This is a genomic window from Acerihabitans sp. TG2 (genome assembly GCF_035013185.1).
Classification (GTDB): Bacteria; Pseudomonadota; Gammaproteobacteria; order Enterobacterales; family Enterobacteriaceae; genus Acerihabitans.
The window spans coordinates 97393-111372 of the sequence record NZ_JAYGJO010000010.1; the positions used below are offsets into that span (position 1 = coordinate 97393).

The following is a 13980-nucleotide window of genomic DNA, read 5'->3' on the forward strand; positions in this document are numbered from 1 at the left end:
GGCATATAACGTATGGCGGTCCACGGCCGAGTGAATTAAAATGAATATCTATGCGTATGCAACTGCGTATTAATAACGAGATGGTTATCATTATCAATTGGCGACGGCAGCCAGACAATAAAAAAACAGGAAAAATACTCGATAGCAGCTATTAAATGCATGCCAAATGCTCAACTTGGGCTGTTAAAGATGACCTTTCATAAAAATAGCTTTTTTCGAAGAACTTTTTTTTTATAAGTCGCAGCAAAAGTACTAATAGCAACTGTAGGGTTTGAAATTTAACAAACCCTTTTAAATCAAAAGATTAATAAGAAACAACTTTGACAGTCTGCTCTAGCATTAGCACATAAAACGCTTATTTCTTACCTTTCTCGTTTTTTTACCGCCGCTTTTTGCTATTCCCCTGCAAAGCGCAAGGTTGCAGTGATAATTCATATCACTAACATAGAGGGATGCTGTTTATCATCTTGAATCATTGAGAGGTAAGTTTTATGCAAATGGATACCGTTGAAACGTTTTCATTAAAAGAAAATATTTGGCAGGGTCTTACGCTAAGTGAGAACGCCGCTGGGCAAATCCGTCATTTAATGGAGCAAAACAGCGCCATGCTCGGGTTGCGCCTTGGGGTCAAACCCTCGGGTTGTGCCGGTTTTGGCTACGTTTTAGATGTGGTTACCGGCCCCTCCGAGGATGAACTGGTGTATGAACGCGATGGTGCACGGCTGCTCGTGCCGCTGAAAGCCATGCCGTTTATTGACGGCACCGAAGTGGATTACGTGCAAGAAGGATTGAATCACGTATTTAAATTTAACAATCCCAAAGCTCAGCATGCCTGCGGGTGTGGTGAAAGTTTTGGTCTTTGAGCGATGAACCATTATGGCACGAAGCACTATAGAAACGCCTGAGGGCATCGATACCGCGCAACCTTGGGCAAAAAGCAAAGAGTATAAAGAAGGCTTTTTTACCCAGTTGGTTACCGACGAGCTGGCCCATGGCATCAGCGAGGATGTCGTGCGGGCGATCTCGGCGAAACGTAATGAGCCGGAGTGGATGCTGACGTTTCGTCTTGACGCCTACCATGCATGGCTGAAAATGGAGGAACCCCATTGGCTTAAGGCACACTATAAGAAACTGGATTATAACGATTACAGTTATTATTCAGCCCCTTCTTGCGGCAGCTGTGACGACACCTGTGGTTCGCAACCTGGCGCGCTGCAGCAGCCAGGTGCCGACGCGACCAATAATTACCTGACCAGCGAAGTCGAGAACGCCTTTAACCAATTGGGTGTACCGGTGCGCGAAGGGACAGAAATCGCCGTTGATGCCATTTTTGATTCGGTTTCGGTTTCTACCACCTATCGCGATAAACTGGCCGGGCAGGGTATTATCTTCTGTTCGTTTGGTGAAGCTATCCATGAACATCCCGAATTGGTGCGCAAATACTTGGGCAGTGTGGTTCCGCCTAACGACAACTTTTTTGCTGCGCTAAATTCCGCTGTGGCTTCCGATGGTACCTTTGTTTATGTACCGAAAGGGGTACGTTGTCCCATGGAATTGTCCACCTACTTTCGTATCAATGCGGCGAAAACCGGGCAGTTTGAACGCACCATCCTGATTGCCGATGAAGGCAGTTATGTCAGTTATATCGAAGGCTGCTCCGCGCCGGTGCGTGATAGCTATCAATTGCATGCTGCGGTGGTGGAAGTGATTGCGCATAAAGACGCCGAGATCAAATATTCAACGGTGCAAAACTGGTTTGCCGGGAGTGAATCCGAAGGTGGCATACTCAATTTTGTGACCAAACGGGCGTTGTGCGAAGGTGACAATTCAAAAATGTCCTGGACTCAGTCGGAAACCGGTTCAGCCATTACCTGGAAGTATCCGAGCGTGATCTTGCGCGGTGATAATTCCGTGGGTGAATTTTTTTCGGTTGCATTGACCAATGGTCGGCAGCAAGCGGATACCGGCACCAAGATGATCCATATCGGTAAAAATACGCGTTCAACTATTATTTCAAAGGGGATTTCCGCCGGTAAAAGCGAAAATACCTACCGTGGTCTGGTCAAAATCATGCCCAGCGCGACTAACGCCCGTAATTTTACCCAGTGCGACTCTATGCTTATTGGCAGCGAAAGTGGTGCCCATACTTTCCCTTATGTGGAAGTGCGCAATAATACCGCTCAATTGGAGCATGAAGCGACGACATCGCGTATCGGCGAGGATCAGCTGTTTTATTGCCGTCAACGCGGTATCAGCGAGGATGATGCTATTTCCATGATCGTCAATGGGTTCTGTAAGGATGTTTTCTCAGAACTGCCGCTGGAATTCGCCGTGGAAGCACAGAAATTATTGGCTATAAGCCTTGAACACAGCGTGGGCTAAATCCCTTTTTGTTGCATGCCACGCCATGCCTTATGCTGCCCGCCCGGTCATCAACAGAGTTGGGTAAAGGAAAAAACATGTTAACAGTTCGTAATTTAAACGTCAGTGTGGAAGATAAATCCATTCTCAAGGGATTGAATTTGGAGATCAAACCCGGCGAAGTGCACGCAATTATGGGGCCGAATGGCTCCGGTAAAAGTACCTTCTCGGCTACCTTGGCCGGGCGCGATGACTATCAGGTCACTGAAGGTGAAGTGCAGTTTAATGGTAAAGATCTACTGACGCTGGCTCCTGAGGATCGCGCAGGGGAAGGCATTTTTATGGCGTTTCAGTATCCGGTGGAAATTCCCGGCGTCAGTAATCAGTTTTTTTTGCAGACTGCAGTAAATGCAGTACGCAAGTACCGTGGGCAAGAGCCTTTCGACCGTTTTGAGTTTGCAGATTTTATTGAAGAAAAAATTGCGTTACTGAAAATGCCGCAAGATTTACTGACCCGGTCGGTTAACGTTGGATTTTCCGGTGGCGAAAAAAAACGCAACGATATTTTGCAAATGGCGGCACTGGAACCACAGCTCTGTATTCTTGACGAGACCGATTCCGGTTTGGATATCGATGCGCTTAAAGTCGTGGCTCATGGTGTCAACACCCTGCGTGACCAACAGCGTTCATTTATTATCGTCACCCATTACCAACGTATTCTGGATTACATCAAACCGGATCACGTCCACGTGCTTTACCAGGGCCGCATTGTTAAATCCGGTGACTTTTCCCTGGTGAAACAGCTTGAGGAGCAAGGCTATGGCTGGCTTACCGAACAACAATAATGCCCAGGCGTTGCAGCAATGGCACCATCTGTTCGAAGGGCTTAATCCCTCGCGCTCGGCGCAAGCATACGAACATTGGCAACACGTGGAAAAACTTGGCTTGCCGACCCGCAAGCATGAGAACTGGAAATATACGCCGCTTGATGGCCTGCTGGCGCACCATTTCGTCGCTCCCGAGGTTGCTCGTGTCAATCCATCACTGCTCGAGGGTTTGGCCCTGGTATTTGACGCCGTGCGCGTGGTGTTTGTTGATGGCCGTTTTGATCCCCGACTGAGCGATACCGATACCGGTTGCTGGCAGGTTACCGTAGAGCGTGATGCCGAGCGCCAGCCGTTGCCAGAACCCATTCTGCCGGAAATTTTTTTGCATTTGACTGAAAGTTTGCATCATGAAACCACGCGAATTCGTCTGCCTGCGGGAAAAATTGCCGACAAACCGCTGTACGTTTTGCATATCAGTCACGGTGGTGAAGATGCCGACAGCTTAACGACCGTCCATTATCGGCACCATGTTGAGGTAGAACGTGGCGCCCAGGCGCAGATTATTGAACATTTTGTCAGCGCAAATGAGCAAGGCCATTTCACCGGTGCACGCCTGACCATGGCGGTGGGTGACAATGCCCACCTGACACATATCAAACTGGCGTTTGAAAATCAACAAAGCTACCATTTTTCGCATAATGATATCGCCATCGGCCGCGACGCTGTGGTGCGTAGCAGCAGCTTTTTATTAGGCGCAGGGCTGACCCGCCACCAAACCAGCGCCCAGCTGAATGGCGAAGGTTCGGATCTGGCCATCAATAGTCTGTTATTGCCATGTGGCAACGATGTGGTTGATACCCGAACCTATCTTGAACATAACAAAGGGTATTGTCTTAGCCGCCAACTGCATAAAATTATTGCACGCGACCGTGGCAAGGGTGTGTTCAACGGTTTGATTAAAGTCGCTAAATATGCGATTAAAACCGATGGACGCATGACCAATAACAATTTGTTAATGGATCGGTTAGCGGAAGTGGATACGAAACCGCAGTTGGAAATTTACGCCGATGATGTGAAATGCAGCCATGGTGCCACCGTTGGGCGGATCGACGAAGAACAAATGTTCTATTTGCGTTCCCGCGGGATCCGCCGTGAGGATGCCCAGAAGATGATTATCCACGCTTTCGCCGCTGAGATCACCGAGTCGATCGCCAATCCAGTGGTGCGCGAGGTCATACTGGCGCGCATCGCCGACTCCTTAAAAGGGGGAATTAATGACTTATCCCATTGAGCGTATCCGATCGGATTTCCCAATATTGGCGCAGGAGGTTAACGGGAAATCGTTAGTTTATCTGGACAGCGCGGCCAGCGCACAGAAACCTAATGCCGTCATTGACGCACAAAGCGACTTTTATCGTCAGGGATATGCCGCCGTCCATCGAGGTATTCATACGCTCAGCGCCGAGGCTACCTCCCGTATGGAAGATGTCCGCGCACAGGCCGCGCGTTTTATCAACGCGGCTTCGGTTGACGAAATTGTTTTTGTCAAAGGCACAACCGAAGGTATTAATCTGGTGGCCAACAGTTATGGCCGCCACTTTTTGCAGCCTGGCGATAACCTGATTATCACCGAAATGGAGCATCACTCCAATATTGTGCCATGGCAAATGCTGGCGGCTGAAAAGCAATTGGATATTAGGGTAATACCCCTGCTGCCGGACGGTACCCTTGATGAGTCAGCATTACCTGGCCTGATTGACCAACGCACCCGGTTGCTGGCAGTGACGCAAGTGTCAAACGTTCTGGGTACGGTAAACCCGCTGGATCGGTTGATTGCCACGGCGCGTGCCGCCAATCTGGTGGTGCTGGTGGACGGTGCCCAGGGGATCATGCACCAACAGGTGGATGTTCAGGCGCTGGATTGCGATTTTTACGTGTTTTCTGGCCATAAAATCTACGGCCCCTCCGGTATCGGCATCCTGTACGGCAAAAAGCAGTTACTGGACCAGATGCCACCATGGGAGGGCGGCGGTTCGATGATTCGTACCGTTAGCCTCAGTGAGGGCACCACCTTCCTTGAACCGCCTTGGCGTTTTGAAGCCGGTTCGCCGAATACGGCGGGCATGATAGGGCTTGGTGCGGCGTTGAGTTATGTCGAGGAATTGGGTATTGATCGTATCCACCGCTATGAGCAGGGGTTGATGCACTATGCCCAGGAAGCGTTGCTGCAGGTGCCGGATCTGGTGGTGTATGGTCCGGCCGATCGCGCCGGGGTGATTGCCTTCAATTTGGGCAAGCATCATGCCTATGATGTGGGTAGCTTCCTCGATCAGTACGGTATTGCTATCCGTACCGGCCACCATTGCGCGATGCCGCTGATGGACTACTACCAGGTGCCCAGCATGTGCCGTGCTTCCCTGGCCCTCTACACGACCCGTGAAGATATCGATCGATTGGTGGCCGGATTGTTAAGAGTGAAGCATTTGCTGGGTTGATATGAATGCCAGGGAGAGATGAACCGATGGCAAGCTTGCCAGATAAAGAAAAACTATTGCGTAACTTTTCCCGCTGCGGTAATTGGGAAGAGAAATATATGTACATTATTGAGTTAGGCGCCCAGTTGCCGCCGTTGGCACCGCAGGCGCATAACCAGGCTAACCTGATCGCCGGCTGTCAAAGCCAAGTCTGGATTCAGCTCACTACAGATGCGTCGGGTCGGGTGATGTTGTCCGGTGACAGCGATGCAGCCATCGTTAAGGGTCTGGTCGCCACGGTGTTTATCCTTTATCAAGGATTAAGCGCGCACGACATTGCCAACCTGGATGTGCGACCCTTTTTTAACGCATTGGCGCTCACGCAACATCTTACGCCGTCTCGTTCGCAGGGGCTTGAAGCCATGGTGCGGAGCATCCGCGCCAAAGCCACTGCGCTATAACACTAAAAAGTGTCGTATATACTCCGCCTCAATCGGGGCGGAACCTTGCTTTGTTCTTTATGTTACCCATAGTTTTTGCTAAACCGCACATAATCAGCACTATCTGATAGCGTGCGCTCAGTTTGGTTGCTATTGCTATGGACACTTACTCCGTCGTTACCTACCAGGCACCGTGCCAGGGAACGTCGACAAGCCACGACAACTTGCCTAAAGGTGGTTTTATGAAAAAAGCGTTGACCCTAGCCACCCTCGCTTTCGCCGCGTATCTGACCGGAACCATCCCGCGAGCCAACGCAACGGAATATGCGCTGCCAGCGGCAGACAGCCGAATCATTGGTGAGAACATCACCGTCACCGTCGACAATAGCGGCGGTTCACTGGAAGCCATTGCCGCCACCTATAAAATTGGTCTGCTGGGAATGCTTGAGGCCAATCCTGGCACCGATCCCTACTTACCGCATCCCGGCACGGTGTTGACTGTTCCTACCCAGATGCTGTTGCCGGACGCGCCGCGCGAGGGCATTGTGATTAACCTGGCCGAACTGCGGCTTTATTATTATCCACCCGATAAAAATAGCGTAATTGTCTATCCCATTGGCATCGGTCAGCTTGGTCGGAACACCCCGGTAATGACCACCAGCATCATGCAGAAAATTCCCAATCCTACCTGGACACCAACCGCCAACATTCGCAAGCACTACCTGGCGGAGCAGGGGATAACCTTGCCTGCGGTGGTTCCTGCCGGGCCCGATAACCCTATGGGGTTATTTGCCTTGCGTATGGCTGCCGGTAGGGGGGTTTATCTTATCCATGGCACCAATGCCAACTTCGGTATCGGTATGCGCGTGAGTTCGGGTTGTATCAGGTTAAGACCGGATGATATCGAGGCATTATTTGAACAAGTGCCGGTGGGAACCAAGGTGCGAGTCGTCAACGAGGCGGTTAAGGTTGCGCTGGAGCCGGATGGCAAGCGCTATATAGAAGTTCATCAACCCCTGTCGCGTAACGAGAAGGATGATCCGCAAACCATGCACATTAACCTCACGAGCAAGGTTAAACATTTTTTAGCGGAGGATAATACCGACCAATCGATGGTCCATGAGGCAATGATGAGACGCTCGGGCATGCCAGTGCTGATATCGACGGGTGTGCTTGCAGAGACCTTGCCGCAGAATATCACCTCAACACCGAGGGTTTCGCCAGAAGTGATGGACGCAACACATACCGTAGAGGTCACTCATCTCAATACAAGCGCCTCACTGGCTCCTGGTGATGATAATACGCATTAGGGCAGACCAGGGTAGGAGTGAATTATTGGTGGCCGTAGTGGGGGCGACAGGACGTTTCAGCAGAATTATGGAAAAAAAAATGGCGCACACCGTGCGCCATTTTCTAAACAAGTCTATGACTCTTATTTACGATAAGAGTGAGCTTGGTTATCTAAACGTTGGTTAGCGCGGGCAGCATCATCTTTAGCGGCCTGTACGTCAGAACGAATAGCGGTTACATCATTGCTCAGTTGGTCAACTTTGGTGTTCAGAGTCTGAACGTCAGAAGACAGTTGATCAATTTTAGCGTTGCTTGAACAGCCAGCAAGCAAAGTGGAACCTAAAATTACCGCGCCCAGTACCAGTTTAGTACGATTCATTATTAATACCCTCTAGATTGAGTTAATCTCCATGTAGCATTACAAGTATTACACAAAGTATTTTCGAATGAGAATAAATTTTAGCAATAAAACGATTAAATTCGATCGACCGCTCAAAGAAACATCTTGTTTTACAGGGAGGTTAAATAAAAACGCCCAAATAGCAGCATTCCATAAGATAACTCCGATTCGACCAGCCAAAAAAGACAGGACATTTTGTGCTATTGAGTCAACATGAAGGTCGGTTATGAGTAAAAAGTTTGTCGGTAGGATGCTTGCAGGGTAAAAAAAAGCCCCCGAGGAATCGGGGGCAGAGTCATATACAACAGTTACGGCAGACTTACAGCAGATGAACCGATGCCGTATTGGTCGTGCCACTCGATACCAATGCACCGGAAACCATTACGATGATCTCGCCTTTTTTCGCCAGGCCGCATTCCAGCGCCATGGCCTTACCGATACGATAGAAATCATCAGTAGACGCGATTTTATTGACCAACTGGCAGGTGACGCCTTTGGACAGCAGTAATTGCCGGGCAGTCAGTTCATTGGTGGTCAAAGCCAGTATTTCCGCTTTCGGGAAGTACTTGCGTATCGCCTTGGCTGATTTGCCCCCTTCGGTCGCCACGACAATCAGTGGGGCTTCCAGTTTTTCAGCGGTTTCAACTGCGCCACGGCATACAGCTTCGGTGATCCGCAGTTTGCGGCTGTCGCTGGCGCTGTCAATACGGCTTGGCATTACGCGATCAGTACGATCACAGATGGTGGCCATGATGGTAACCGCTTCCAGAGGATATTTACCCTTGGCGCTTTCACCGGACAGCATGACCGCATCGGTACCGTCAATGATGGCATTAGCCACATCACCGGCTTCGGCACGGGTCGGCCGAGGGTTTTTGATCATAGAATCGAGCATCTGGGTGGCAGTAATCACCACCTTACGTGCCCGGTTACATTTTTCGATCATCATTTTTTGCGCAAAAATAACTTCTTCTACCGGGATTTCTACCCCGAGATCGCCACGCGCTACCATGATGCCGTCCGAGGCTTCAAGGATCTCGTCAAAATTGTTCAGGCCTTCCTGATTTTCAATCTTGGAGATGATCTGGATATGCTCGCCGCCGTGTTGTTTTAAATGCTCGCGAATTTCCAACACATCGGAACGTTTGCGAATAAAAGAGGCGGCAATGAAGTCCACCCCTTGTTCGCAACCGAAGATCAGGTCGCCCTTGTCTTTGTCAGCCAATGCCGGCAGCGCGATAGACACCCCTGGCAAATTGACGCCTTTGTTCTCGCCCAAATCGCCATTGTTGCGCACCTTACAAACCACAGTGCTGTCGGTGATGTTGATCACTTCCATGCCCAACAAACCGTCATCCACCAGTATGGTGTTGCCGATGGACAGGTCATTGGCGAAACCGGAGTAGGTCACCGCAACACTGTCCTTATTGCCGATCACGGTTTGATCGGTAGTGAAGGTAAAGGTCTGGCCGGCAACTAAGGATACGTCATTGCCGTTTTCCAATCTCATGGTACGGATTTCCGGTCCCTTGGTGTCGAGCAAAATGGCTGCTTTCTGGCCAGTTTCTTTGAGAATGGCGCGCAGATTGACGATGCGTTGACCGTGCTCGGCAAAGTCGCCATGGGAGAAGTTGAGGCGCATAACGTTCATGCCCGCATTCAACAGTTTAGCAAGCATTTCTTTTGATTCAGTTTTCGGACCGATGGTACAAACAATTTTTGTCTTTTTCATAGCAATGATATCTGCAAGTTGTGATGGATGATGAATCTGATATATCGCCGGAGAAAATCGACGACGAAAAAAAGTGCAGTCCTGTGGGCCGGTTCCCCATGTTCAAGGATAGATGACAAAAGTGTGAAAGTGATGAAAATATCGTTTCGCTCTCTGACCAGCAGTGCCGGCAAGGGATATTGGATAAGTCTGTTTTAATTAGTATTTGGTTAAGCAATCAGCGAGAGCCATTTAACTGAAATAACGTTTTGTATTATAGTTATTGAGCTGACGGAAACAAGATAAAAACAGCACAATTAATGCGTAAGCAATAAAATGCAGTGCATTTGTGGCATTTATGCAAAGAGTGAGTATCAAGTGTTGCGCATATGCACAATAAAAGCGGCAACCTTTGAGTAACAATGTGGCGAGGCAAAATAGGTACCATAGCGTATTTGAGGGACTGTTCCCCATGGAGATTTATCTCGGTGCGGTGAATAATGACAAGTAGGTTGCGAACAGGTTACAGCAAGGTTAACTACAAGCAAGGTTAACTACACGGTGAATTACATTGAAGTGGTGCGTCCGAATGGACTCGAACCATCGACCCCCACCATGTCAAGGTGGTGCTCTAACCAGCTGAGCTACGGACGCACTAAAAATGGTGCGTTCTAATGGACTCGAACCATCGACCCCCACCATGTCAAGGTGGTGCTCTAACCAACTGAGCTAAGAACGCATTTTATAACAACTGCCAGGTTGGCAGCGGACGAATATTAACGGGCTCTAACGGCGCATGCAAGAGGAAAAAGCGATTTTCCATGTCCACAGCGATCAACTGACGATCTAATGCGCAGCGTGATGATTTTTTGCGCATGGGCAGAGCGGCTTTAGTGAGCCGCTCGCCGCAGTATCCGATGTGGCGGTTGGCGTTGCAACCACCACAGTCGCAGCGACATCATCAGTGCTGCCGCCGTCAAACCGATGATAAACCCAATCCAGAAGCCGCTGGGCCCCATGGCCGGTACCAGATGGTTGGTCAAGGCCAAGATATAGCCGCTGGGTAACCCCAGTAACCAATAGGCGGTGAAGGTAATAAAAAAGATCGCCCGGGTATCTTTATAGCCGCGCAATACGCCATTGCCAATGGCCTGTATAGAGTCGGAAATTTGGTAAATGGCCGCCAGCGCCATAAGATGCGCAGCCATGGCGACCACCTCAGGCGAACCGTTGTAAAGGCGGGCGATATCCACCCGGTACACCAACGTGAAAATCGCGGTGCAGCAAGCAAGTATAATACCGACGCCCAGGCTGGTGCGGGCAGAAACCCTGGCCGCCGCTACGTCATTTTCCCCCAGACGAAAACCCACCCGAATGGTGGCGGCTACGCCCACCGACAGCGGCAACACAAACATTAGTGAGCTGAAATTCAGAGCAATTTGATGACCGGCCACCGACACGATACCCAGCGGTACCACCAGCAACGCCACAACCGCGAACAGCGTTACCTCGAAGAACAGTGAGAGGGCAATTGGCAGCCCCAGGCCGCTCAACCGTCGCAATGTCGACCAGTCCGGTTTAACCAGCCGGCGACCTAGCCGCAATTCCTTGAACCCGCCTGCTTTGCTCACATAAAACCACATGGCTGCAAACATAAACCAATAGACTGCTGCGGTGGCAATACCACACCCCACACCGCCCATGGCCGGCATACCTAGCTTACCGTAGATAAACACATAGTTGATGGGAACGTTGGCCAGTAACCCGAGAAAACCAATCACCATACCCGGTTTTGTCTTGGCTAGCCCTTCACATTGACAGCGCAGCACCAGGAAAAACAGGTAGCCGGGCGCCCCCCAAAGCAGATAATGCAGATACGCAATGGACTTTTTTGCCAGCATCGGGTCGACGTCATGCATACTTTCAATGAATAACTGGCTGTTATATAAGACAAACATAATAAGAAGCGATACACCAAGCGCCAACCAGAAGCCTTGGCTTACTTGAGCTTCAATGCGGTCTCGGCGTCCAGAACCGTTTAGCTGCGCCACGACTGGCGTCAGTGCCAGAATCAAACCATGGCCGAATAAAATCGCCGGCAACCACACGGAGGTTCCTACCGCTACGGCGGCCATATCCGTCGCACTAACGGAACCTGACATGATGGTATCTACCACGCCCATTGCGGTTTGGGCGATTTGGGCAAGAATAACCGGAATTGCCAAGAACATTAATGTACGCGCTTCCAAAAAGTACTTCTGCACGCAGGCACCTATAGTTTTACGAGAATAGAATAAGCAGGAAAATTTAATCTAATGATTCAAGGTTAAATTATGTGGCACAGTGTAAAGCATTTAGGCGGTTATGCCAGTGCGATAAAGCATAATTTAGCGAAATCAGGCGTGGGTTTACCCGGGGGAGTGTTTGGTTTTTGTGCTAAAATCGGGCAAAATGAACTTACGATCACCAGGTATGATTTACAGAGGCGATAGTCATGTTTACGGGTATTGTACAGGGCACGGCATCTATTGTTGCCATAGAAGAAAAAAGCCACTTTCGCACGCATTATCTTACATTGCCAACGGCGATGATGGCTGGGTTAGAGCTCGGTGCCTCAGTGGCACATAATGGCTGCTGTCTTACGGTGAGTGCCGTTAACGACGGCGTAGTGGCTTTTGATTTGATGAAAGAGACGCTGCGTGTCACCAACCTGGGGGAGCTAGGGGTGGGTGATGAGGTCAATGTGGAACGCGCGGCTGCGTTTAATGCTGAAATTGGCGGCCACTTAATGTCCGGCCATATTATGTGTAGCGCAGAAATCGTAAAAATTGTCACATCAGAAAATAACCGGCAAATTTGGTTCAGGTTACCCGACAAAAATCTGATGAAATACGTGTTATACAAAGGGTATATCGGCATCGATGGCATTTCGTTGACTATCGGCGAAGTGGTGCAGGATAAATTCTGCGTTCATTTGATTCCCGAGACACTAGCCCGGACGACCCTGGGTAAGAAACGGTTAGGGCAGCGGGTCAATATTGAAATCGACTCACAGACCCAGGCAGTAGTCGATACCGTTGAGCGGGTGCTGGCACAGCGGGATGCGATGTCCGCCACGTCGGTAACCTCACTCTAAACCGCGCAGTAACGAACGCCGGGCATGATTGACCCGATATGATCTTGCCCATCATGCCCGCAAGTCTGTCTTGCGGTTACAATCTTGCTAACGTGCTACCCGAATGCCGCCTTCTACACCCTCTGGGCTGAAAAGTACCTGCCAAAGCTGGATGTTTCGCGCGCGAAACGCACCGGCGCAGGCGTTCAAATAATAAGTGAACATGCGATAAAACTGGTCAGAGTATTTGTCGGAGAGTTTTGGCCAGGCAGCAATAAATCGTTCGTACCACGCCATAAGTGTCCGGTCATAATCTGCGCCAAAATTATGCCAGTCCTCCATCACAAAATGCCGTTCGCTGGCTTGAGCAATGTGCTGAACCGACGGCAAGCAGCCGTTGGGGAAGATATACTTATTTATCCAGGGGTCGACACGCATGTCGGTTTGATTCGAACCAATAGTATGCAGCAGGAATAAACCGTCGCGCTTAAGGTTATGATCAATTACGTCAAAATAGGTTGAGTAGTTTTTGGGGCCGACATGTTCAAACATGCCTACAGAAACTATCCGGTCGAACTGCATATTCAGATCGCGGTAATCCTGCAATAGGATCGTCACATCCAGGCCTTCACATCGCTTTTGTGCCAGCTTCTGTTGTTCGGCTGAGATGGTAACGCCCATGACGGATGCGCCATAATTTTTTGCTGCATAGGCGGCCAGGCCACCCCAACCGCAGCCGACATCCAGCAAGGACATGCCGGGTTTAAGCTGCAATTTATTGCAAATCATTTTTAGTTTGTGAGATTGTGCTTGTTCCAGATCGTCAGTCTGGTGCCAATACCCGCACGAATACTGCATATAATGATCAAGCATTTGTTCAAACAGATCATTTCCCAGATCATAATGCTCTTTGCCCACTATCCAGGCGCGTTTTTTTGACTGCAAATTCAGCACGCGCGCAGCGGCAACGCGAAAAGTATCCTTTAAATGATGCGGAAGTTTATTTTCCAGTCCGGCTCTAAGCACCCGTTGGAAAAAAATGTCCAACCGGTCGCATTCCCACCAGCCTTCCATATAGCTCTCACCTAAACCGAGTGACCCGTCTTGCAACACGCGCTTAAAAAAACCGGGATTGTTGACCCGAAGATCAAAAGGCCTTGAGCCATTGATTTCAACGCCGGCTTCAGTGAGCATTTCACAGACGATACGGTACCACGCGTTATCATGAAAGCTCAGATCTTCAACACACGAGGAACTCATAGCTTCTCCATCACCTTTACTTTGTATTGTCCCGTTAGGTACAGCCAGGCTGTTTCCTGCGGGCCTTTATAAGAATCCACGATTTACCGTGGTGTCTGAAGT

General features: G+C 49.8%; 12 protein-coding genes and 2 tRNA genes. 8 read left to right on the forward strand and 6 right to left on the reverse strand.

Features of this window, described 5'->3' with window-relative positions:
* Window positions 1-491 precede the first annotated feature (491 nt).
* The 7 genes from sufA to SJI19_RS11205 all read left to right on the forward strand — a co-directional run bounded on the left by sufA (window position 492) and on the right by SJI19_RS11205 (window position 7412).
* On the forward strand, window positions 492-863 hold the full coding sequence (sufA, locus tag SJI19_RS11175) for a Fe-S cluster assembly scaffold SufA (RefSeq protein WP_323478333.1): 372 nt from the start codon (window positions 492-494) through the stop codon (window positions 861-863).
* Window positions 864-876: 13 nt separating this feature from the next.
* The gene (sufB, locus tag SJI19_RS11180; RefSeq protein ID WP_323478334.1) at window positions 877-2382 is read left to right on the forward strand and encodes a Fe-S cluster assembly protein SufB; all 1506 of its coding nucleotides are present in this window, start codon (window positions 877-879) and stop codon (window positions 2380-2382) included.
* 77 nt (window positions 2383-2459) lie between these two features.
* Window positions 2460-3206: a Fe-S cluster assembly ATPase SufC gene (sufC, locus tag SJI19_RS11185; protein WP_323478335.1), complete on the forward strand. Its 747-nt coding sequence runs from the start codon at window positions 2460-2462 to the stop codon at window positions 3204-3206.
* Window positions 3181-4479 carry a Fe-S cluster assembly protein SufD gene (sufD, locus tag SJI19_RS11190; protein WP_323478336.1) on the forward strand — a complete coding sequence of 433 codons (1299 nt, stop codon included), beginning with the start codon at window positions 3181-3183 and terminating at the stop codon, window positions 4477-4479. Before sufC ends, sufD begins: the two co-directional genes overlap by 26 nt.
* Window positions 4463-5683 carry a cysteine desulfurase SufS gene (gene sufS, locus SJI19_RS11195; protein WP_323478337.1) on the forward strand — a complete coding sequence of 407 codons (1221 nt, stop codon included), beginning with the start codon at window positions 4463-4465 and terminating at the stop codon, window positions 5681-5683. The genes sufD and sufS overlap by 17 nt, the downstream gene beginning before the upstream one ends.
* A gap of 26 nt (window positions 5684-5709) precedes the next feature.
* Entirely contained in the window at window positions 5710-6123 is a 414-nt protein-coding gene (gene sufE, locus SJI19_RS11200) for a cysteine desulfuration protein SufE (protein ID WP_323478338.1), read from the forward strand.
* A 221-nt stretch (window positions 6124-6344) separates the two neighbouring features.
* Window positions 6345-7412: a L,D-transpeptidase family protein gene (locus tag SJI19_RS11205; protein ID WP_323478339.1), complete on the forward strand. Its 1068-nt coding sequence runs from the start codon at window positions 6345-6347 to the stop codon at window positions 7410-7412.
* A 122-nt stretch (window positions 7413-7534) separates the two neighbouring features.
* Here the strand turns inward: SJI19_RS11205 and SJI19_RS11210 are convergent, their stop codons facing one another.
* From SJI19_RS11210 to SJI19_RS11230, 5 genes are all read right to left on the reverse strand, one after another.
* Complete coding sequence (locus SJI19_RS11210) at window positions 7535-7771, reverse strand: major outer membrane lipoprotein (RefSeq protein WP_323478340.1); 237 nt, start codon at window positions 7769-7771, stop codon at window positions 7535-7537.
* 340 nt (window positions 7772-8111) lie between these two features.
* Window positions 8112-9524 (reverse strand): pyruvate kinase PykF, encoded by a 1413-nt coding sequence (gene pykF, locus SJI19_RS11215; protein WP_323478341.1) that lies wholly within the window; start codon window positions 9522-9524, stop codon window positions 8112-8114.
* 556 nt (window positions 9525-10080) lie between these two features.
* Window positions 10081-10157 (reverse strand) — tRNA-Val (locus tag SJI19_RS11220).
* Window positions 10158-10165: 8 nt separating this feature from the next.
* A tRNA-Val gene (locus tag SJI19_RS11225) sits at window positions 10166-10242 on the reverse strand.
* 151 nt (window positions 10243-10393) lie between these two features.
* Entirely contained in the window at window positions 10394-11767 is a 1374-nt protein-coding gene (locus tag SJI19_RS11230; protein ID WP_323478342.1) for an MATE family efflux transporter, read from the reverse strand.
* Between the two features lie 230 nt (window positions 11768-11997).
* Between SJI19_RS11230 and SJI19_RS11235 the strand changes: the two genes are divergently transcribed.
* Entirely contained in the window at window positions 11998-12639 is a 642-nt protein-coding gene (locus tag SJI19_RS11235; RefSeq protein ID WP_323478343.1) for a riboflavin synthase subunit alpha, read from the forward strand.
* Window positions 12640-12726: 87 nt separating this feature from the next.
* On the opposite strand, the gene cfa is transcribed toward SJI19_RS11235, so the two are convergent.
* Entirely contained in the window at window positions 12727-13878 is a 1152-nt protein-coding gene (gene cfa, locus SJI19_RS11240) for a cyclopropane fatty acyl phospholipid synthase (RefSeq protein WP_323478344.1), read from the reverse strand.
* Between the last annotated feature and the right edge of the window lie 102 nt (window positions 13879-13980).

Coding starts and splice junctions, on each gene's coding strand:
- sufA (WP_323478333.1), top strand. CDS start 492: ATGCAAATGGATACCGTTGAAACGTTTTCATTAAAAGAAAATATTTGG.
- sufB (WP_323478334.1), top strand. CDS start 877: ATGGCACGAAGCACTATAGAAACGCCTGAGGGCATCGATACCGCGCAA.
- sufC (WP_323478335.1), top strand. CDS start 2,460: ATGTTAACAGTTCGTAATTTAAACGTCAGTGTGGAAGATAAATCCATT.
- sufD (WP_323478336.1), top strand. CDS start 3,181: ATGGCTGGCTTACCGAACAACAATAATGCCCAGGCGTTGCAGCAATGG.
- sufS (WP_323478337.1), top strand. CDS start 4,463: ATGACTTATCCCATTGAGCGTATCCGATCGGATTTCCCAATATTGGCG.
- sufE (WP_323478338.1), top strand. CDS start 5,710: ATGGCAAGCTTGCCAGATAAAGAAAAACTATTGCGTAACTTTTCCCGC.
- SJI19_RS11205 (WP_323478339.1), top strand. CDS start 6,345: ATGAAAAAAGCGTTGACCCTAGCCACCCTCGCTTTCGCCGCGTATCTG.
- SJI19_RS11210 (WP_323478340.1), bottom strand. CDS start 7,771: ATGAATCGTACTAAACTGGTACTGGGCGCGGTAATTTTAGGTTCCACT.
- pykF (WP_323478341.1), bottom strand. CDS start 9,524: ATGAAAAAGACAAAAATTGTTTGTACCATCGGTCCGAAAACTGAATCA.
- SJI19_RS11235 (WP_323478343.1), top strand. CDS start 11,998: ATGTTTACGGGTATTGTACAGGGCACGGCATCTATTGTTGCCATAGAA.
- cfa (WP_323478344.1), bottom strand. CDS start 13,878: ATGAGTTCCTCGTGTGTTGAAGATCTGAGCTTTCATGATAACGCGTGG.